General features: G+C 55.5%; 16 protein-coding genes and 1 pseudogene. 16 read left to right on the top strand and 1 reads right to left on the bottom strand.

The window, feature by feature from the left end; all coding sequences use genetic code 11:
• Window positions 1–15: 15 nt before the first annotated feature.
• Complete coding sequence (locus tag FE848_RS05600; protein WP_200201780.1) at window positions 16–1,158, bottom strand: acyl-CoA dehydrogenase family protein; 1,143 nt, start codon at window positions 1,156–1,158, stop codon at window positions 16–18.
• Window positions 1,159–1,293: 135 nt separating this feature from the next.
• Here FE848_RS05600 and FE848_RS05605 point away from each other — a divergent pair, with 135 nt between their 5' ends.
• The 16 genes and pseudogenes from FE848_RS05605 (at window position 1,294) to FE848_RS05680 (ending at window position 20,233) form a co-directional block, all read left to right on the top strand.
• On the top strand, window positions 1,294–2,307 hold the full coding sequence (locus tag FE848_RS05605) for an AraC family transcriptional regulator (RefSeq protein ID WP_200201781.1): 1,014 nt from the start codon (window positions 1,294–1,296) through the stop codon (window positions 2,305–2,307).
• A 133-nt stretch (window positions 2,308–2,440) separates the two neighbouring features.
• Window positions 2,441–4,024: a fatty acyl-CoA synthetase gene (locus FE848_RS05610; protein ID WP_200201782.1), complete on the top strand. Its 1,584-nt coding sequence runs from the start codon at window positions 2,441–2,443 to the stop codon at window positions 4,022–4,024.
• A gap of 170 nt (window positions 4,025–4,194) precedes the next feature.
• On the top strand, window positions 4,195–4,641 hold the full coding sequence (locus FE848_RS05615) for a MerR family transcriptional regulator (RefSeq protein WP_200201783.1): 447 nt from the start codon (window positions 4,195–4,197) through the stop codon (window positions 4,639–4,641).
• A gap of 67 nt (window positions 4,642–4,708) precedes the next feature.
• Window positions 4,709–5,875: an isovaleryl-CoA dehydrogenase gene (locus FE848_RS05620; protein ID WP_200201784.1), complete on the top strand. Its 1,167-nt coding sequence runs from the start codon at window positions 4,709–4,711 to the stop codon at window positions 5,873–5,875.
• A gap of 206 nt (window positions 5,876–6,081) precedes the next feature.
• On the top strand, window positions 6,082–7,689 hold the full coding sequence (locus FE848_RS05625; protein ID WP_200202107.1) for a carboxyl transferase domain-containing protein: 1,608 nt from the start codon (window positions 6,082–6,084) through the stop codon (window positions 7,687–7,689).
• A 15-nt stretch (window positions 7,690–7,704) separates the two neighbouring features.
• Complete coding sequence (locus FE848_RS05630; protein WP_200201785.1) at window positions 7,705–8,529, top strand: enoyl-CoA hydratase/isomerase family protein; 825 nt, start codon at window positions 7,705–7,707, stop codon at window positions 8,527–8,529.
• A gap of 1 nt (window position 8,530) precedes the next feature.
• On the top strand, window positions 8,531–10,534 hold the full coding sequence (locus tag FE848_RS05635) for an acetyl/propionyl/methylcrotonyl-CoA carboxylase subunit alpha (RefSeq protein ID WP_200201786.1): 2,004 nt from the start codon (window positions 8,531–8,533) through the stop codon (window positions 10,532–10,534).
• On the top strand, window positions 10,534–11,433 hold the full coding sequence (locus tag FE848_RS05640; RefSeq protein WP_200201787.1) for a hydroxymethylglutaryl-CoA lyase: 900 nt from the start codon (window positions 10,534–10,536) through the stop codon (window positions 11,431–11,433). The genes FE848_RS05635 and FE848_RS05640 overlap by 1 nt, the downstream gene beginning before the upstream one ends.
• A gap of 84 nt (window positions 11,434–11,517) precedes the next feature.
• Window positions 11,518–13,202: pseudogene (locus FE848_RS05645) on the top strand (AMP-binding protein).
• Between the two features lie 151 nt (window positions 13,203–13,353).
• The gene (locus FE848_RS05650) at window positions 13,354–13,965 is read left to right on the top strand and encodes a TetR/AcrR family transcriptional regulator (RefSeq protein ID WP_200201788.1); all 612 of its coding nucleotides are present in this window, start codon (window positions 13,354–13,356) and stop codon (window positions 13,963–13,965) included.
• Window positions 13,966–13,969: 4 nt separating this feature from the next.
• Window positions 13,970–15,595 (top strand): phytoene desaturase family protein, encoded by a 1,626-nt coding sequence (locus tag FE848_RS05655; protein ID WP_200201789.1) that lies wholly within the window; start codon window positions 13,970–13,972, stop codon window positions 15,593–15,595.
• 107 nt (window positions 15,596–15,702) lie between these two features.
• The gene (locus tag FE848_RS05660) at window positions 15,703–15,933 is read left to right on the top strand and encodes a hexameric tyrosine-coordinated heme protein (RefSeq protein ID WP_200201790.1); all 231 of its coding nucleotides are present in this window, start codon (window positions 15,703–15,705) and stop codon (window positions 15,931–15,933) included.
• 316 nt (window positions 15,934–16,249) lie between these two features.
• Window positions 16,250–17,356, top strand: coding sequence for a polyamine ABC transporter substrate-binding protein (locus tag FE848_RS05665; protein ID WP_200201791.1), 1,107 nt, complete (start codon window positions 16,250–16,252; stop codon window positions 17,354–17,356).
• Window positions 17,357–17,360: 4 nt separating this feature from the next.
• Entirely contained in the window at window positions 17,361–18,479 is a 1,119-nt protein-coding gene (gene potA, locus FE848_RS05670; RefSeq protein WP_200201792.1) for a polyamine ABC transporter ATP-binding protein, read from the top strand.
• A gap of 4 nt (window positions 18,480–18,483) precedes the next feature.
• On the top strand, window positions 18,484–19,413 hold the full coding sequence (locus FE848_RS05675) for an ABC transporter permease subunit (RefSeq protein WP_200201793.1): 930 nt from the start codon (window positions 18,484–18,486) through the stop codon (window positions 19,411–19,413).
• On the top strand, window positions 19,406–20,233 hold the full coding sequence (locus FE848_RS05680) for an ABC transporter permease subunit (RefSeq protein ID WP_200201794.1): 828 nt from the start codon (window positions 19,406–19,408) through the stop codon (window positions 20,231–20,233). The genes FE848_RS05675 and FE848_RS05680 overlap by 8 nt, the downstream gene beginning before the upstream one ends.
• Window positions 20,234–20,242 lie beyond the last annotated feature (9 nt).

The following is a 20,242-nucleotide window of genomic DNA, read 5'->3' on the forward strand; positions in this document are numbered from 1 at the left end:
CACAGAGCGCATAATCTATTTGCCCAGCATGGAGCGGGCAATCACTTCTTTCATAATTTCCGAGGTGCCGGCGTAGATTGTCTGCACACGAGCATCCACAAAAAATCGCGATACAGGGTACTCCACGGTATAACCGTAGCCGCCAAATAGCTGCAAGCAGTCGTTAGCGATATCGCACTGCATTTCCGTGAGCATCAATTTGAGAATGGCGGCTTCCGTTGGCCCCATTTCGCCTTTCAGGTAATTCCCGATGCACTGATTCAGATAGGCTTTTCCCACCTCAAGTCGCGCCCTGGCTTCGGCCAGCTTGAACCGGGTATTCTGAAAATCGGCAACCCGCTGACCAAACGCCTGGCGCTGTTGCACATAATCCAGAGTCAGCGCCAGCACACCCTCAGTTGCGCCCACCGCTTGGGCAGCCACACCCAGGCGTTCGCGGGGCAGCTCCTGCATCAGATAGGCAAAGCCCTTGCCTTCTTCGCCAAGCAACGCGTCGTGGGGCACCACAAGATCAGAGAAGAACAGCTCTGCCGTATCGCTGGCATGCTGGCCTATTTTACGTATGCCTTTGCCACGGGTGAACCCGGACAGGCTGGTATCCACAAGGAAGAGCGAGACACCCTTGGCGCCGGCTTGGGGATCGGTTTTTGCACACACTATCACCAGCTCTGCCTGCAAACCGTTGGTGATAAACACCTTGGCACCATTGATTACATAGCCATTGTCAGTGCGCTGCGCTGTGGCGCGCATAGCCGCCAGATCACTGCCCGCGCCTGGCTCGGTCATGGCAATTGCACTGAGAATGTCACCCCGGATCATCGCCGGAAGATAACGCTGCTTTTGGGCGTCCGTACCAAGATGCAAAATATAGGGCATGACTATATTGGCGTGGATGTTATAGCCACCCGCCAGGCCACCAAAGCCCTTGCGAGCTATTTCGGAAATCGCCAGCTGTGAGATTTCGAAGCTGGCACCAGCGCCTCCGTACTCTTCCGGCATATCAATACCGAGCATGCCAGCCTGCCCAAGCGTATTCCAAACCTGGCGCGGGATCGCGGATTGCTCCTCCCACTCGTCATAGTTTGGCGCAATTTCCCTATCAAGAACCCGGTTGATCATTTCATGAAACAGCGCAGTATCATCGTGGTGTCCGGACATAGGTAACCTCTCAAGTAGCCCCATGAGTCATCTGATTATTCAGGCAGCCAACCATTTAAAGGGTTATCCTGCTCATCGGGAATGGCTGTACAAGCCGAAAAAATTGACACAGTACGCACTCAATCAATTGTAAATATGCCCAAACCGCAATCCATACCGCACATCGCGAACCACTACCTGCAAGCTTCAATCCGCGGTGCCGAAAGGCAAGGGGTGAGCAAAGATACCCTGCTGCACAACGCAGGGATTGCAACCGAGTGGCTGAATAAGCCCGAACAACTGATTACCGAACAACAGCTCACCCGTTTGATCAAGAGCGTGTGGCGAGCAACCCGTGATGAATTCCTTGGGTTATCCACCGGCCCCTGCAAAAATGGCACCTTCGCGTTGATGGCAGACTACTGCCTTGATTCCGCTTCCCTCGGGGCCGTGTTTCGCAAAAGCGCCCGGGTTTACAGCATTGCCTGTAACAATGTCGACATAGGTTTGGGAGAAAGCGACAGCAACAAACTGGTGTTTTTCCGCCTTAGCCTCGAAGACGCCAGCCAGGATACAGACCACATGCTGCAGGAGTTCCTGCTTCTTATGTGGCAAAGATTCACATGCTGGCTGGTGGACCAACAGATCCCATTCGCGACAACCTGTTTCAGTTATCCTGCACCGAAACATGTTAATGAGTATCGCGCTATGTTCCCCACGGAGTTGCAGTTTGATAAGCCTGTATGCGGCTTTACTCTGCATGAAAAATACCTGCAACTGCCCATTACCCGGAGCGAAGCAGAGCTGGAAACCTTTCTGAAGGAAGCTCCGGCCTACATTCTGCACAGACCCGACAACGACGACAGCCTGCGGAACCGCATTCGCGCCCTACTCGCAAACCAGAGCCTGAATAATATGCCCAGCCTGGGTGACATTGCAGAGCTACTGCACATGACTCCAAGAAGCATAGGCCGAAAGTTACAGGAAGAAGGCACCTCGCTACGGCTGATCAAAAACAGCCTGCGGAGGGAGTACGCAATAAAGCTCATGAGCACAGAAAACCTCAGCATCGCAGACATCAGCGAGCGAGTTGGCTTTTCGGAAACCGCCTCATTCTGCCGCGCTTTCAAACGCTGGACAGGCAAGTCGCCCTCGCAATGGACCGCCTGACAACCATGTAGCGAACACATCTACTTGGCTGATTGGGTCAATTTTTTCGACCTGACAGGTCATTCCCGAAGCCGGTGTTTCTCTGAGTTAATGCCAGCCATACCAATATAAAAACACCAATAGAGGTACTTGCATGAACAACCACAGCACAACTGCCTCCAGCTCTCTGCCGGCGGGCATTGCCCGGGCACTGCGCAACACCATAGGTGATGCCCTCGCACGCTCTGCGCGCACTCACAGCAAGCGCCCCGCCCTGGCATTCGACGATCGAACCTGGACCTATTCCGACATTCACACAGCATCAAACCGTCTGGCCCACCACCTTATTGAACTTGGGCTGGCCACAGGTGATCGTGTTGGCGCCTACGGTAAAAACTCAGATGCCTACCTGTTACTTTGGCTTGCCTGCACAAAAGCCGGGCTGATTCATGTGCCGGTTAACTACGCGTTAATTGGCAAAGAGCTAACTTATGTAGTGAATCAATCTGGTTGCAAGGCCCTGTTTTTCGATCCAGATCTGCAGCCGCAAGTAGATGCAGTTAAAAGCACAGTTGAGGTTAGTGTTTACGGAACCCTTCACGGCGGGCAAAACGACAAGGCCCCGGATGCTCTGAAGCTCGCGCTTGCAGCCGGTGATGACACTGCACCGGACGTTGAGATTTCAGATACAGACGTTGTGCAGATTCTTTATACCTCAGGCACAACCTCCGACCCAAAAGGTGCCATGCACACGCACCGCTCCCTGATGAGCCATTACAACGCCTGCCAGTACCACCTGAACATCCGCGCCAGCGATCGCTCTCTCGCGGCCTTGCCTCTTTACCACTCTGCGCAAATGCATGTATTTTCCATGCCTATGCTGCTGAGTGGCGGCTACAGCCGGCTGATCAACACGCCAACACCGGATGCCATTCTCGGGCTGTTGGCCCGTGAACAACTCAATGCGTTTTTCGCGCCACCGACTGTCTGGATTGCACTACTGCAGAACCCTGGATTCAACCCGGACAAGCTCCAGCATATGGACAAACTCTACTACGGCGCCTCCATCATGCCCGGCCAGGTCGTAAAAGAGCTGGGTGAAAAGTTACCAGCTGCTGGCCTCTACAACTGCTATGGCCAAAGTGAAATCGCGCCACTGGCAACGGTTCTGCTTCCGGAAGAACATGCGGAACGCCCCTCCTCTGCTGGCCGCCCCATGCAGACTGTAATGACCCGCATTGTGGACCCGGTAACCGGCGAAGACTGCAAGCCTGGAGAACAAGGCGAACTGGTGCACCAGTCGCCTCAACTGATGGTTGGCTACTGGGCCAAGCCCGAAGCAACCGAAGAAGCCTTCAAGGATGGCTGGTTCCATTCTGGCGACCTAGGTTACCAGGATGAAGAAGGCTATATCTACATCGTTGACCGCATTAAAGACGTGGTGAATACCGGCGGTGTTCTGGTTGCCAGCCGTGATGTAGAAGAAGCCCTTTACCAACACGAATCCGTGGCAGAAGTTGCTGTGATCGGCGTGCCCGATGAAAAATGGATTGAAGCCATCTGCGCAGTTGTCGTGCTCAGAGACGGATACACCGAAGACTCAGATGTCTTGATGAGCCATGCCCGTGCCAAACTCGCCAGTTTCAAAGTGCCGAAGCACATCCACTTTGTAGATCAGCTGCCCAAAAACACGGCAGGCAAACTGCTGAAAAGAAAACTCAGAGAAGACCTCTCCTAACGCCCTCTCACACCAGCCGGGCTCACTCCAGGTCTTCGAGTTGAGCCCGGCTGCCTTCTGAACAACCCGTCCCGGTTTTGACTGCAAACAAAGGTGAAGCGTCTTCGTCACCCAAAGCACTTTACGTTAACGTAAACTTCCTCTAATCTAGTTTGAAAGAGGATACCGCCATGACCGAAAAGCAAACGTTCAGCATCAGCGAGCTTGCCAGCGAGTTCGACGTGACCACCCGCAGCATCCGGTTTTATGAAGACCAGGGTCTGCTAAAGCCCACACGGCGCGGGCAAACACGAATATTCAGCACCAAAGATCGTGTACGTCTGAAGCTGATCCTCCGCGGCAAACGCATGGGCTTTTCACTTGCTGAAACCAAAGAAACATTCGATCTCTGGGATGAAACCCTCTCCGGTAACGAAAAGCAGCTCCTGAAAATGCTGTCAATACTGGATGAAAAACGAGCGCACATCGAACAGCAAAAAGCCGATATTGCTATGGCAGAACTGGAAATCAATACAAGAGAAGCCCACTGCAGGGAAGCTCTTGCAGAACTACAGAAAAAGAAGCAGCAACACGAATCTACAATCGAGCAACCTGGACACCCCGCCGAACAAAGCTGATATCAACCAACAGCTGGCGCAGTGCCTCACACCCAAATACGAATCTGGCAGAACAAAAGGCAAACACATGAAATCACAATACTCAGAACTCAACTTTGGCCTTGGTGAAACCCTCGACAGCCTGCGTGAGCAAGTAAACCGCTTCGCCACCACCGAAATCGCCCCCCGCGCTGAAGAAATCGACCGCACCAACGAATTCCCCATGGACCTCTGGAAAAAATTCGGCGACATGGGCCTGCTGGGTATTACTGTAAATGAAGCCTACGGCGGTTCTGATATGGGCTACCTGGCTCACGTGATTGCCATGGAAGAAATCAGCCGCGCATCTGCCTCCGTTGGCCTGTCCTACGGCGCTCACTCCAACCTCTGCGTTAACCAGATCCACCGAAACGGCACCGAAGAACAAAAGCAGAAGTACCTGCCCAAACTCGTCAGTGGCGACCATATCGGTGCCTTGGCCATGTCCGAGCCCAACGCAGGTTCCGACGTCATCTCCATGAAACTCAACGCACAAGATGCTGGCGACCACTACGTACTCAACGGCAACAAAATGTGGATCACCAACGGCCCCGACGCCAACGTTTACGTTATCTACGCCAAAACCGACCCGAAAGCCGGCTCCAAAGGCGTCACCGCCTTCATTGTAGAGCGTGACTTCGAAGGCTTCAGCCGCCACCAAAAACTGGACAAACTCGGCATGCGCGGCTCCAACACCTGCGAACTGGTCTTCCAGGACTGCAAAGTACCCAAAGAAAACGTACTGGGTGAAGTAGGCAAAGGCGCAAAAGTCCTCATGAGCGGCCTCGACTACGAACGCCTCGTCCTCTCCGGCGGCCCGCTGGGCATCATGCAAGCCGCCATGGACGTAGTGATCCCCTACATCCGCGAACGCAAACAGTTCGAAAAAGCCATCGGCGAATTCCAACTGGTACAGGGCAAAGTAGCGGACATGTACACCTGGATGAACACCGCCAAGTCCTACGTTTACATGGTGGCCATGTCTGCCGACCGCGGCGAAACCACCCGCAAAGACTCCGCCGGCGCGATCCTCTACTCAGCGGAAATGGCCACAAAACTGGCCCTCGACGCCATCCAGCTGCTGGGCGGCAACGGTTACATCAACGACTACCCAACAGGCCGTTTGCTGCGGGACGCCAAGCTATATGAAATCGGCGCAGGCACATCCGAAATCCGCCGCATGCTCATTGGTCGGGAACTATTCCTGAACAACTAAGCAGTAGCTTCGATCCAGACACCCGCCAAAGCAGATTTGTTTTGGACGGCCAGCACCAAGGTACATCAAGGGGTTGGTGGGGTGTCTTTCCGGGAATGTCTGTGGCCAAGGATGGCCACAGTCAAGCCCACATGGATGTGCTCGTAGCGCTTCCCGGAAAGACACCCCACCAACCCCGAAGCCCCGACCCTCGAGGCCAGGAAAAAATGACAATACTCCAAAGCAAAATAAACCCAAGATCTGAAGAATTTCAGGCCAAACAGGCAGCCATGGCAGAAGCCGTCGTAGACCTGCGGGAAAAAGTCTCCACCATCCAGCAAGGCGGCGGCCCCTCCTACCAGGAACGCCACATCGCCCGCGGCAAACTCCTGCCAAGAGACCGCATCAACCGCCTCCTGGACGACGGCTCGCCGTTTCTAGAAATCGGCCAATTCGCTGCCTACAACGTCTATGGCGAAGAAGTCCCCGCAGCCGGCGTTATCGCTGGCGTAGGCCGCGTCTCCGGCACCGAATGCATGATCATCGCAAACGATGCCACAGTTAAAGGCGGCAGCTACTACCCGCTCACAGTGAAAAAACACCTGCGCGCCCAGGAAATCGCCCTCGAAAACCGCCTGCCCTGCATCTACCTGGTGGATTCCGGCGGCGCCAACCTGCCAAGGCAGGACGAAGTATTCCCCGATCGCGACCACTTCGGCCGCATCTTCTATAACCAGGCTCGCATGTCCGCCGACGACATCCCCCAGATTGCCGTCGTCATGGGCCTGTGTACCGCCGGCGGCGCCTACGTGCCCGCCATGGCCGACGAATCCATCATCGTGCGCAACCAGGGCACCATCTTCCTGGCCGGCCCACCGCTGGTAAAAGCCGCCACAGGTGAAGTAGTGAGCGCAGAAGACCTTGGCGGCGCAGATGTACACTGCAAAACCTCTGGCGTTGCCGATCACTACGCCGAAAACGATGCCCACGCGCTGGAAATAGCTCGCCGCTGCGTTTCCAACCTCAATCGCAAAAAACCGGTACCCGTTGAAATCCGCAAGCCAAAAGCGCCCCTGTACGACCCGGCCGAAATCTACGGCATCGTCGGCACCGACCTGCGCAAATCCTTCGACGTTCGTGATGTGATTGCCCGCACCGTAGACGGCTCCGAATTCGACGAATTCAAACGCTACTATGGCCAAACCCTGGTCACCGGCTTCGCCCACATACACGGCTACCCCGTAGGCATAATCGCCAATAACGGCATACTGTTCAGCGAGTCGGCACAAAAAGGCGCGCACTTCATCGAGCTGTGCTGCCAGCGCAACATCCCGCTGCTGTTCCTGCAGAACATTACCGGCTTTATGGTGGGCCAGAAGTACGAAGCCGAAGGTATCGCCAAACATGGTGCAAAAATGGTTATGGCCGTAGCCTGCGCCAATGTACCCAAGATTACCGTTCTGATTGGCGGCAGCTACGGCGCTGGCAACTACGGCATGTGTGGCCGCGCCTACAGCCCCGACTTCCTGTGGATGTGGCCAAACGCCCGCATCTCGGTAATGGGCGGCGAACAAGCCGCTGGCGTTTTGGCTCAGGTTCGTCGTGATGGGCTGGAACGCAAAGGCCAGGAATGGAGCGCAGAAGAAGAAGCTGCCTTCAAAAAGCCCATCACTGACACCTACGAAGAACAGGGCCACCCTTATTACGCCAGCGCCCGCCTTTGGGATGACGGTGTCATCGACCCGGCACAGACCCGGGAAGTGGTTGCCCTCAGCCTCTCTGCCACCCTCAACCGGCCGGCGAAGCCCACGCGCTTCGGCGTGTTCCGGATGTAATCGGGGAGAAGAACCATGACACACACCAACGTTCAGAATGAACAGGAATCAGCCGTTCTACTCAACCGCCGCGCCCAGGGCGTGACCGAAGTCGTGCTGAACCGGCCTGACAAACGCAACGCCTTTGATGACGTGATCATCCAGCAACTGATCAGCGCATTCACAGAAGTAGATGCTGATACCGAAACCAAAGTGGTCATCCTGCGCTCAGAGGGTAAACACTTCTCCGCCGGAGCCGACCTTGGCTGGATGCGCCGCATGGCAGACAACAGCCAGCAGGAAAACCTGGACGATTCCCGCCAGCTTGCTCGTTTGATGGACTGCCTCAATCATCTCAGCAAGCCGGTCATCGGCCTTGTTCAGGGTGCAGCCTACGGTGGCGCCGTCGGCCTCGCCGCCTGCTGCGACATAGTCATTGCCACGGAAACCTCTAGTTTCTGCCTGAGTGAGGTAAAGCTGGGACTGATTCCCGCGGTGATAAGCCCCTATGTGGTGCGCGCCATTGGTGAGCGACAGGCCCGCCGATACTTCATTTCAGCGGAAGTGTTCAATGCCCGGGAAGCTGAACAGTTCGGCCTTGTGCATATTGTCTGCGACGACATCGACGCCATGAACGCCCGTTGTGACGAGATGCTGAAGCAACTTGCCCAGAACGGCCCGGAAGCTATGCAAGCCGCAAAAGACCTTGTATTTGCGGTCAGCCACAAGCCCATCGATAGCGCTGTAATAGACGATACTGCGCACCGCATTGCTGATATTCGCGTAGGTGAAGAAGGTCAGGAGGGGCTTAACGCCTTCCTGAATAAACGCCGCGCCAACTGGATTCCGGAGAGCAACTAACATGTTCAGCAAAATCCTCATTGCCAACCGGGGCGAAATCGCCTGCCGGATTATCCAGACCGCACACCGCATGGGTATCCGATGTGTCGCTGTGTATTCTGATGCAGACGCCAACGCCCTCCACGTTTCCATGGCAGACGAAGCCTTCCATATTGGCCCAGCGCCGAGTTCGGAAAGCTATCTGCGTAGTGAAAAAATCATTGAGATTGCCAAGCAAAGCGGCGCACAGGCTATTCACCCAGGTTACGGTTTTCTTTCCGAGAATACTGGATTTGCCGAAGCCTGTGAGGCCAACGGCATTGTCTTCATCGGTCCACCTTCTTCCGCCATTGCAGCCATGGGCTCCAAATCCGCCGCCAAAATCATTATGGAGAAAGCCGGTGTTCCGCTGGTACCCGGATACCACGGCGACGATCAGTCTCCGGAGACCCTGCGCATTGAAGCCGAAAAATGTGGTTTCCCACTACTGCTGAAAGCAGTTGCCGGTGGTGGCGGTAAAGGTATGCGTGTCGTTGAGAACATCGGTGAGTTCGATGATGCTCTGGCCGCTGCCAAGCGCGAAGCCAAGAACGCCTTCGGCAACCCCGACATGCTCATCGAACGCTACCTGACCCAGCCACGCCACGTTGAGATTCAGGTTTTCTGCGACGAAACCGGCCAAGGTGTGTATCTGGCCGAGCGCGACTGCTCGGTTCAGCGTCGTCACCAGAAAGTTCTGGAAGAAGCCCCGGCACCAGGCCTGAGCGAAGAAACCCGCAAAGCCATGGGCGACGCCGCTGTAAAAGCGGCCCAGGCCATCAACTATGTGGGCGCAGGCACCGTAGAGTTTCTTTACGATGTGGACGGTTCCTTCTTTTTCATGGAAATGAACACCCGCCTGCAGGTAGAACACCCAGTGACCGAAATGGTGACCGGCCAGGATCTGGTGGAGTGGCAGTTGAAAGTGGCCTGGGGTGAGCCCCTGCCGCTGGAACAGTCACAGGTGAAAACCCGCGGCCACGCTCTGGAAGCCCGTATTTATGCCGAAGACCCGGATCAGGACTTCCTGCCTGCCACCGGCAACCTGCGTTACCTGAGCACACCCGATGAAAGCGCCCATGTGCGTGTCGATACCGGCGTGATCGAAGGCGATGAAATCAGCATTCATTACGACCCAATGATCGCCAAACTGATCGTGTGGGACGAAACCCGTGAGCAGGCCATCAATCGCATGGTTCAGGCTCTGGAGCACTACCGGATTGCAGGGGTGAAAACCAACATCCGCTTCCTGCACGCCTTGGCGGATTCACAGCCCTTCCGGGAAGCGGACCTGACAACCGGCTTTATCGACAGCCACAGGGAACTGCTGTTCCCGAAATCCAAGCTCGATACCCATAAAGCGCTGGTACTGGCCGCTGGCTTTGTATTGGAAGAACGCAAATCCGTTGAGTCTGTGAGTACAGATCCCTGGTCGCCGTTCGGCCGCCGCAACAGCTGGCGCCTGAACTCGGAATACGCTCAGCCCTTGCAGTTGCAGGTAGGTGACGAGATACACGAGCTGAAAATTCTGGAAAAGGATGATCACTACCAGGTATCCGTGGATGACAGCGTATACAACCTGACGGCCAAACTTGAAGACGACTCGCTTCAAGCAGTCGTAGATGGCCACAGGATCAGCATTCACGGCAACTTGCACAATGATCAGCTCGTGCTCTTCTACGAAGGTGACACCTTCCAGTGCACCCTCTACCAGGAAAATCACGCACTGGAAGACATGGCTCCGGAAGGCGGCCTGACTGCCCCCATGAACGGCGCCATTGTGGCGGTACAGACCAAAGTGGGCGACGCGGTTACAGCCGGCCAAACTCTGGTCATCATGGAAGCCATGAAGATGGAACACGCCATCAAGGCTCCGGCAGACGGCGTGGTCAGCGAAATCTTCTTCGCCGAAGGTGAGCAGGTTTCAGAAGGCGCGGAGCTGATTGCCATAGAGATCAACGAATCCAGCAGCGAGGAGGCAAGTTAATGGGCTTCCCCAAACAGGCGCGACTGGTTGAAATGAGCCCCCGGGACGGTCTGCAAAACGAGTCCGGCCCGGTAATCGCCACAGACATAAAAACCGGGCTGATCGAACGGCTTGCAGAGTGCGGCCTCACCCACATTGAATCCGCCAGCTTTGTGTCACCCAAGTGGGTGCCACAAATGGGCGACGCCGCTGAGGTTATGGCCGGCATCAAGCGCAAGGCTGGCGTTCGCTATTCGGTGCTTACCCCCAACCTCAGAGGCTTTGAAAATGCCCTGGCAGCAGGCGTGGATGAAGTGGCTGTGTTCGCTGCAGCATCAGAATCCTTCAGCCAGAAGAACATCAACTGTTCAATCGCCGAAAGCCTGGAGCGGTTTTTACCGGTGATGGAGGCCGCTCAGAAGCACAACATCCCCGTGCGCGGTTACGTCTCCACCGTATTGGGGTGCCCCTACGAAGGGGAGATTGCCCCAGAGCAGGTCGCAAAGGTGGCCAAGGATTTGGCAGATATGGGCTGTTATGAAATCTCCCTCGGCGACACCATTGGCACAGGTACGCCACTGAAAGCGAAATACATGCTTGAGGCCGTCGCCAAATACGTGCCCGTGGAGCGCCTTGCTGCACACTTCCACGATACCTATGGGCAAGCACTGGTAAACCTCTATGCAGTACTGGAAGAAGGCGTGGCTGTTTTTGATGCCTCAGTCGCTGGCTTGGGTGGTTGCCCTTATGCCAAGGGTGCCTCTGGCAACGTTGCCACCGAAGACGTTCTCTATATGCTCAACGGCCTGGGAATCAGCACTGGCGTGGATCTGCAGAAACTGGTGGCTACCGGTACATGGATCAGCAGCCAGCTCAACCGGCGTAACGGTTCCAAAGTGGGTCAGGCGCTGCAAACCTGAGGATCTGAAACCCGCCCGAGCCAAGGCAGATGATTATCCCTGAACATTTTAGCCCTCGACGACAATAACAACCGGAGGCAAACCATGAACCAGACTCTTCCAAGCTACACCAGCGGCACCTCCAACACGCCGCTGTTGGGCATGACCATCGGCGACATGCTTGATCGCACCGCCGCTAAGTTCCCGGATACCGAAGCACTTGTGTGTCTGCATCAGGACATTCGCTGACCTACAAAGAGTTCCTTGCCAAGATCAATGAAGCTGCTCGCGCCTTTCTCGCCATTGGTGTCAAACGTGGTGACCGCGTAGGTATCTGGGCACTCAACCGTTACGAATGGACACTTACCCAATTCGCCACTGCTAAAGTGGGCGCCATTCTGGTTAACATTAACCCGGCCTATGGCCTGCACGAACTAGAATACGCCATGAATCTGGCAGGCATCAGCGTGCTGGTTACAGCGGATAGCTTTAAAGCTTCAAACTACCGAAAAACCCTTTACGAGCTGGCACCGGAAATCAAAACCTCCGCCCCTGGCAAGATCAATGCCCAGCGGATTTCTGATCTTCGTGCGGTGATCAATCTGGATACGGAAAAACACGACGGCATGTGGAGCTGGGCGGATTTTGTGAGTCTTGCCGCTGAGGTCAGCCAGAGTGATCTGGACAAGGCGCAAAGCCAGCTTCAGTTCGACGACCCCATCAATATCCAGTTCACTTCAGGCACCACCGGCAACCCCAAAGGCGCCACCCTCACCCACCACAACATCCTGAACAACGGGTTCTTTGTGGGTGAAAGCCAGAGCCTGACAGAGAATGATCGACTGGTTATTCCAGTCCCCCTCTACCACTGCTTTGGCATGGTCATGGGCAACCTTGGCTGCATTACCCACGGCTCCACCATGATTTACCCGGGCGAAGGCTTTGACCCAAAAGCCGTGCTGCAGGCGGTGCATCAGGAGAAGGCCACAGCGCTCTACGGCGTACCCACCATGTTCATAGCAGAACTGGCCGAGCCGGAATTTGATTCCTACGACCTGTCCACCCTGCGCACAGGCATAATGGCCGGCTCCATCTGCCCCGCGGAGGTGATGAAGAAGGTCAACACCAAGATGCACATGAAGGAGGTTCAGATTGCCTACGGCATGACTGAGACCAGCCCTGTGTCTACCCAGACCAGCTCTCTCGACCCCTTCGAGAAGCAGGTAACCACCGTTGGCCGTACCCAGCCCCATCTGGAAACCAAGATTGTCGACCCGGGAACCGGTAACGTCTTGCCCCGGGGCGAGATCGGGGAACTCTGCACTCGCGGTTACAGCGTGATGCTGAAGTACTGGAATAATGAAGAGAAGACCCGCGAAGCCATCGACGACTCCGGCTGGATGCACACAGGTGATCTGGCCACCATGGACGACGAAGGCTATGTGCAAATCGTTGGTCGTATCAAAGATATGGTGATTCGTGGTGGTGAAAACATCTACCCGAAAGAGGTTGAGGAATTTCTGTACAGCCACCCATCCATTGAGGAGGTCCAGGTAACGGGTATTCCGCACGAGACCTATGGCGAAGATTTGATCGCCTGGGTAAAGCTGCGCCCGGAGGCAGAGCCGGTAAGTGCAGACGACTTGATTGCATTCTGCAAAGGCAAGATCGCCCACTTCAAAATCCCCCGGAACTACAAGTTCGTGGAAGAATTCCCGATGACCGTCACCGGTAAGATTCAGAAGTTTAAAATGCGCGAGATTTCCATTGAGGAATTAGGGCTGAAGTAAAAGCCCCAGGCAATCGCAAGCCCCGGTTCTCCTTAGCTGAGCACCGGGGCTTTTTTTGACCCGCCAAAATCTGTTTGACTGCTGCTCAATTTCATGATGTTATCACCAGTAACATTGTTACCACCGATAACATTAGCGAGCATGGATACCCATGGCGAAACCTGCCTACCACCACGGTGACCTGCAGCCCCAGGCGCAGTCACTGGCGCTGGACATACTCAGAACCCAGGGGGATGCCGCCATCAGCTTGCGCGCCTTGGCCAAGCAGATCGGTGTCAGTGCTCCAGCGCTGTACCGGCACTTCTCAGACCGCGAAACGCTGTTGGCAGAGCTCGCTATTGAAGGGTTCGAGGCCCTGCGTGACCGTCTGCAAGCAGTAGACCAGGAGCTGCCGCGCAAGGCTTTGATCGAAATCGGGCTGGTGTACGTAGCTTTCGCCCAAGAGGAGCCCAATCTATATCGTCTTATGTTTGGCGGTCGCGTATTACCCATGGGGGCGCACCCACGCTTGGATGCTGCTGGCAAAGGGGCATTTCAGGTTCTGGAAAACACCGTAGCCCGCGCCCGCGACCTGGGTTACCTCAAACCTTCCCCCGTTTCACTAATGACAGCCGCCGCCTGGTCTCTGGTGCATGGCCTGTCACAACTAACCATCGATGGTCATTTGCCCAGCGCAAAGGCCGAGCCCATGTTGACCGAAGGCGTTCTCAGTTTACTGCTGGACGGCACCCGGTCTGACCAACAACAATCACAACAGGATTAACTCAATGAGCAGCCCAAAACCCAGTACCCTCCGAGTCGGCAAACGTTATCGTGAAAAACGCCTGGACGGCCCCTACGATGCCATCATCATTGGCTCCGGCATCGGCGGCCTGACCGCAGCTGCTTGCATGAGCAAGATGGGCAAAAAGGTGCTCGTTCTTGAACAGCACTACACTGCCGGCGGATTCACCCATAGCTACGACCGTAACGGGTACGAATGGGATGTGGGCGTGCACTACATTGGTGACATGGGCGCAGACCACACACTGGGCAAGCGGTTGTTTGACCATATCACTGACAGTCAGTTGAAGTGGGCGCCAATGGACGCCAACTACGACCGTATCTACATCGGCGAAAAGTATGTGGACCTGGTTGCCGGCCCCGAGGAATTCCGTGCCGAGCTGGTGAAAGCTTTCCCGGAAGAAGAAAAGGCCATCGATACCTACCTGGGTTATCTACGCCAGGTATCCAAGGCCATGCCGGCGGTTGTTCTGAGCAAGGTATTGCCAAGCCTGGCTCTCGGACCACTAAGCATGCTTGCGAAACGTAAGGCGCCAGAGTTCCTTAACAAGCCTACCCGCGAAGTACTTGAAGGCATCACCAGCAACCAGGAGCTGATTGCCGTGCTTACCGGCCAGTGGGGCGACAACGGCCTGCCACCCGCCCAATCCAGCTTCATTGTGCACTCACTCATCGCCCGCCATTACCTGCACGGCGGCTACTACCCGATTGGTGGCGCATCTGAAATGGCCAAGACCATTATCCCGGTAGTTCAGCAAAGCGGCGGTGAAGTCTTTACCTACGCGGATGTGACCGGGATTCTCATCGAGAAAGGCAAAGCCGTGGGCGTTCGCATGGCCGACGGTGCAGAGATTCGCTCGCCACTGGTCATCAGCAACGCTGGCGTATTCAACACCTTCAACAAGCTGCTGCCAAAAGACGCGCCTGAATGGGACTACTATCAGGACAAACTCAAAACCGTTAAGCGTTCCATGGCCAGCAACTGCTTGTACATCGGCCTGGAAGATACTGCAGAGAACCTGGGGCTGCCGAAAACCAACTACTGGATTTACCCCGGCACGGACTACGAAAAGCATGTGAAAGACTTCGAGGAAGACCCGGATAACAGCGATATTTCGCTGACCTATATTTCCTTCCCCTCGGCGAAAGACCCCAGCTTTCTGGAGCGCTACCCTGGCCGCGCCACCATTGAGATTGTGGCGCCCGGCCCCTTCAAATGGTACGAGGAGTGGGCCGACAAGCCCTGGGGCAAGCGCGGTGACGACTATGAAGCCAAGAAGGAAGAGTACGCCCAGCGCCTGCTTGCGAAGCTCTATGAGAAGTTCCCGCATCTGGAAGGCAAAGTGGATTACTACGAGCTATCCACGCCCCTGTCCACAGACTATTTCTGCCGCTACAGCGAAGGTGAAATCTATGGCCTGGATCACACCCCGGATCGCTTCGAACAGGACTGGCTGAAGCCCAAGACCCGCATACCCGGCCTGTACCTCACTGGCCAGGACATCATGACTGCCGGAGTAGTGGGCGCCATGCTCGGCGGCCTGCTGACAACCGTTGCTGTGAGTGGCCTTAAGGGCATTCCACTGGCGAAGAAGATGTTTGTAGGTTAATAACTATCAGTAACTCAGGCCGTGGAACTTGCCTTGATTTAGGTGATACGCAAAAGCGCATATCGTCTGCTATGCTTGCGGCAAACCCAAACAAAAAGGTATTTAAAATGACTGATACTTGGCTAACCTCGTTGATTACCGATACTCCCCAGCAAGGCTATGAGCTTGCCATCACCCTGAGCCGTCGCGGCGTGAAATACACTCAGCCGGATATGGATACACTGAAAAAGCTAAGGCCGGAATACGCGAACTCTGCCGACGGTTTGACTGCTGCCTCCCACGTTATCGCTGTAAACTTTCAGACGGTAGCAGCAGCCAACAACTATTGGCGGGGATGACATCGGTCATTCAAGCACTCTTTCACGGTGCCCGAGAGCCATCAACTCTCGCACCGTGGGAGTAGTTTCTGAAGCCGGCAAGCTCTCATAGGTACAACCCCCGCACACTCCAACAAGATATTTGTAGCGCGCCACGCATTCTCGTGTTAAATATCGCCCGAATTCGGTCGGTTCCATAAGCTATAGCCCCACCGCCGTTTTCCAGGACAAGCCTCAAAGGAGTCGCACCCGCGGCCTTCCCTCAGCAGACCTGCACAACACCGCGTGCGTCCTGCACGTTTTGTATCCATCCCTTTTCAGTGAGGGACGTTATCCAATGTTCAAGTTGTGTAAGCCACAGGCGCTGGCCGCCTCCGTTGCTCTGTCTCTGTGCGCCTCTTCTGCAATCGCCGCAGAAGAAGTGCGTGTGTATAACTGGTCTGACTACATCGCCGAAAACACCCTGGCGAAGTTCACCAAAGAAACCGGCATAAAGGTCGTTTACGACGTTTACGACAGTAACGAGGTTCTTGAAGCCGCGCTACTGTCTGGCCGCTCTGGCTACGACCTGGTCGTACCGTCAAACCACTACGTTGCCAAGCAGATCTCTGCCAAGGCTTTTGTGGCTCTGGATCACGACAAACTGCCGAACATGGCCAATCTGAATCCGGATCTGATGGCTCAACTGGAAAAAGTGGACCCGGGCAGCCAGTTCTCCATTCCCTATCTTTGGGGAACCAACGGCTATGGCTACAACGCTGGCCGCATCCAAAAAATCCTGGGCGATACTGCACCCACAGATTCCTGGGCGCTGGTATTTGATCCTGAAGTAACAGCCAAGCTGGCCAAAGGCGGCTGCGGCATTGCCATGCTGGATTCCGGCGAAGAAATGGTGCGGGCTGCTATGGCCTACGCCGGCTTGAACCCGAACAGCAACAACGCCGAAGACATCAAAAAGGGTGGCGACGTGATCAAGGCCGTGCGGCCGAACATCACCTACTTCCACTCATCCCGCTACATTGGCGACCTGGCTAATGGCGACCTGTGCGTGGCTGCCGGCTATTCCGGCGACATCCTGCAGGCAGCTGCTCGTGCCGAGGAAGCCAAAAACGGCAACGAAATCCGCTACACCATTCCCAAAGAGGGCGCGGTGTTGTGGTTCGATATGATGACCATCCCGGCTGGCGCACCGAACGTTGAAAATGCCCACAAGCTGGTCAACTTTTTGATGAAGCCAGAGATCATCGCTGAGGTGACCAACTATGTGTGGTACGCCAACCCCAACAAGGCAGCCGATGAATTTGTGGATGCAGAAATCCTTAACGACACCAGCATTTACCCTACGGATGATGTGATGAAAAAGCTCTACATCATGGAAGGTCGGCCTCAGGACACACAGCGCCTGATGACCCGCACCTGGACCAACGTTAAGTCCGGGCGTTAAGGGCGTGGTTAACGGAATCAACACCTCCGCGAAAGCGGAGGTGTTACTTAGCATTCGTGGCGTATCAAAAAGCTTTGACAGCACACTGGCGGTGGACGACGTAAGCCTGGACATCCACAAGGGCGAGATATTCGCGCTTCTGGGCGGTTCCGGCTCTGGTAAATCCACACTGCTACGCATGCTGGCTGGCTTTGAGACACCAGATAGCGGTCGTATTGTGCTGGATGGTCAGGACATAACTGCTCTGCCTCCCTACCTGCGCCCAACGAACATGATGTTTCAGTCCTACGCACTGTTCCCGCACATGACCGTGGAGCAGAACATTGCCATGGGCCTGAAACAGGACAAGCTGCCGAAGGACGAGATTCGCGATCGCGTGGCGGCCATGCTCAAGCTGGTAAAAATGGAGCCCTATGCCAAGCGTCGGCCCCAACAGCTTTCCGGTGGCCAACAGCAGCGGGTTGCGCTGGCTCGCTCACTGGCAAAACGCCCGAAGCTGTTGCTTCTGGATGAGCCTATGGGTGCGCTCGATAAAAAGCTGCGCACAGAAATGCAGCTTGAACTTGTGGATATTCTGGAAAAAGTGGGCGCCACTTGCCTGATGGTGACCCACGATCAGGAAGAAGCCATGACCATGGCCAGCCGCATTGCCATTATGTCCTTTGGACAGATTGCGCAGGTCGGCTCACCCATCGATATTTACGAAAGCCCGAACAGCCGCATGACGGCGGAGTTTATTGGCTCGGTGAATATCTTTGAGGCCAGCATCGATGAAGACAACTCCGACAGTATTCTGCTGTCCAGCGGCCTGCTGGACGCACAGGTATACATTGACCGGGGTGTGACCACATCGGCAGAAAACACCAACACGCTGATTGCCCTGCGCCCGGAGAAAATTTACCTGACGCCAGACAAGCCCGAAGGTGAATTCAACTGGAGCAAGGGCACGGTGGAGAACATCGCGTACCTGGGCGACATCACCTCCTATTACGTAAAGCTGGCCAGCGGCAAGCGTGTGCAGGCCACCATGGCGAACGTGGAACGCCGCGGTGAACGGCCAACCTGGGGCGACACAGTGTTCGTTTCCTGGGAAGCCTCCAGCCCCATTCTGCTTTGGAATTAATGCCATGAACGTGAACCCGACTCCCGCGCCCTTGACGGCGCGGGTACGTACATTGCTGTTCCACCGCCGGGTGTTGTTTGGCATTCCGTTCGCGTGGCTGTTGCTGTTTTTCCTGCTGCCGTTCGCGCTGATCCTGAAAATCAGCCTGACGTCGGCCGTGATGGCCATACCGCCTTACGAGCCGGTATTCCGGCTGGCAGAAAACACCCTGTCGGTGGTGGTGAATTTCGGAAACTATTTATTCCTGCTGTCCGACAGCCTGTACGTTGCAGCTTATTGGGGCTCGGTGAAAACCGCACTCATCTCCACCATCGCCTGCCTGCTGATCGGCTACCCAATGGCTTACGCTATGGCCCGCGCGCCCAAACACTGGCAATTGGTGTTGCTGTTGCTGGTGATGCTGCCGTCATGGACCTCGTTCCTGATTCGGGTTTACGCCTGGATGGGCATTCTCGGTAATCAGGGACTGCTGAATAGCCTGTTGCTCTGGCTGGGGCTGATCGACGAACCACTGAAAATGCTGAACACCAACTTTGCGGTGATTTTGGGCATTACCTATGCCTACCTGCCGTTTATGGTGCTACCCATTTTCACCAACCTGGTGAAGCTGGACCTGCGTCTGCTGGAAGCAGCGTCTGACCTGGGCTGCCGCAGCATTACAACCTTCTGGGCTATTACCCTGCCTTTATCCAAGGCCGGCATTCTGGCGGGCTGCATGCTGGTATTCATCCCTGCTGTCGGTGAGTTTGTGATTCCTGAACTGCTGGGTGGCCCGGATACGCTGATGATAGGCAAGGTATTGTGGGAAGAGTTCTTCAACAACCGCGACTGGCCTGTGGCCTCTGCGCTGGCCATTGTCATGCTGGCACTGCTGTTGGTGCCGATTATATTGTTCCACCGTTTCCAGAGTCGGGAGATGTCGAAGAATGGTTAATGCTCGTGGTATCAGCTTCTCAAAAGTCATGCTGATTCTGGGCCTGCTGTTTTTGTACCTGCCGATGTTTGTGCTGATCATGTATTCGTTCAACGCATCCCGGCTGGTATCCGTGTGGGCCGGCTTTTCCACCCACTGGTACAGCGCCCTGTTTGAAGACCAGCAGATACTGTCGGCCGTGTGGATGAGTCTTAAAATCGCCTTCTACTCCGCCAGTATGGCCATGTGCCTGGGCACCCTGTGTGCGTTTGTGATCACCCGATTCAAACGCATGCGGGGCCGAACCCTGCTGTCTGGCATGATTACCGCACCTCTGGTTATGCCGGAAGTGATCACTGGCTTGTCTCTGTTGCTGCTGTTTGTTCAGCTGGCGGAACTGACTGGCTGGCCGGCCGATCGCGGAATGGTGACCATCTGGATTGCGCACACCACTTTCTGCAGCGCCTATGTGGCAGTGGTTGTGAGTGCACGATTGCAAGAGGTGGACCGCTCCATTGAGGAAGCCGCCATGGATCTGGGCTGCACACCCTTGAAGACCTTCTTTGTGGTCACTTTGCCGGTGATTGCACCGGCCTTGGTATCCGGCTGGTTGCTGGCGTTCACCCTGTCGCTGGACGACCTGGTGATTGCCAGCTTCGTATCTGGCCCCGGCTCCACCACCTTGCCCATGGTGGTGTTCTCGTCGGTACGCATGGGTGTATCCCCAAAGATAAACGCGCTGGCCACGCTGATTATTCTCACCGTATCGCTAGTGGCGTTTATCGCCTGGTACGTGATGCGCAGAAACGAAAAAAGGCGCCGCAGTGGGCGCCTTTCCTGATCGGGAAAA

It is taken from the genome of Marinobacter sp. 1-3A, assembly GCF_016597775.1.
In the GTDB taxonomy this organism is placed as follows: Bacteria; Pseudomonadota; Gammaproteobacteria; order Pseudomonadales; family Oleiphilaceae; genus Marinobacter; species Marinobacter xiaoshiensis.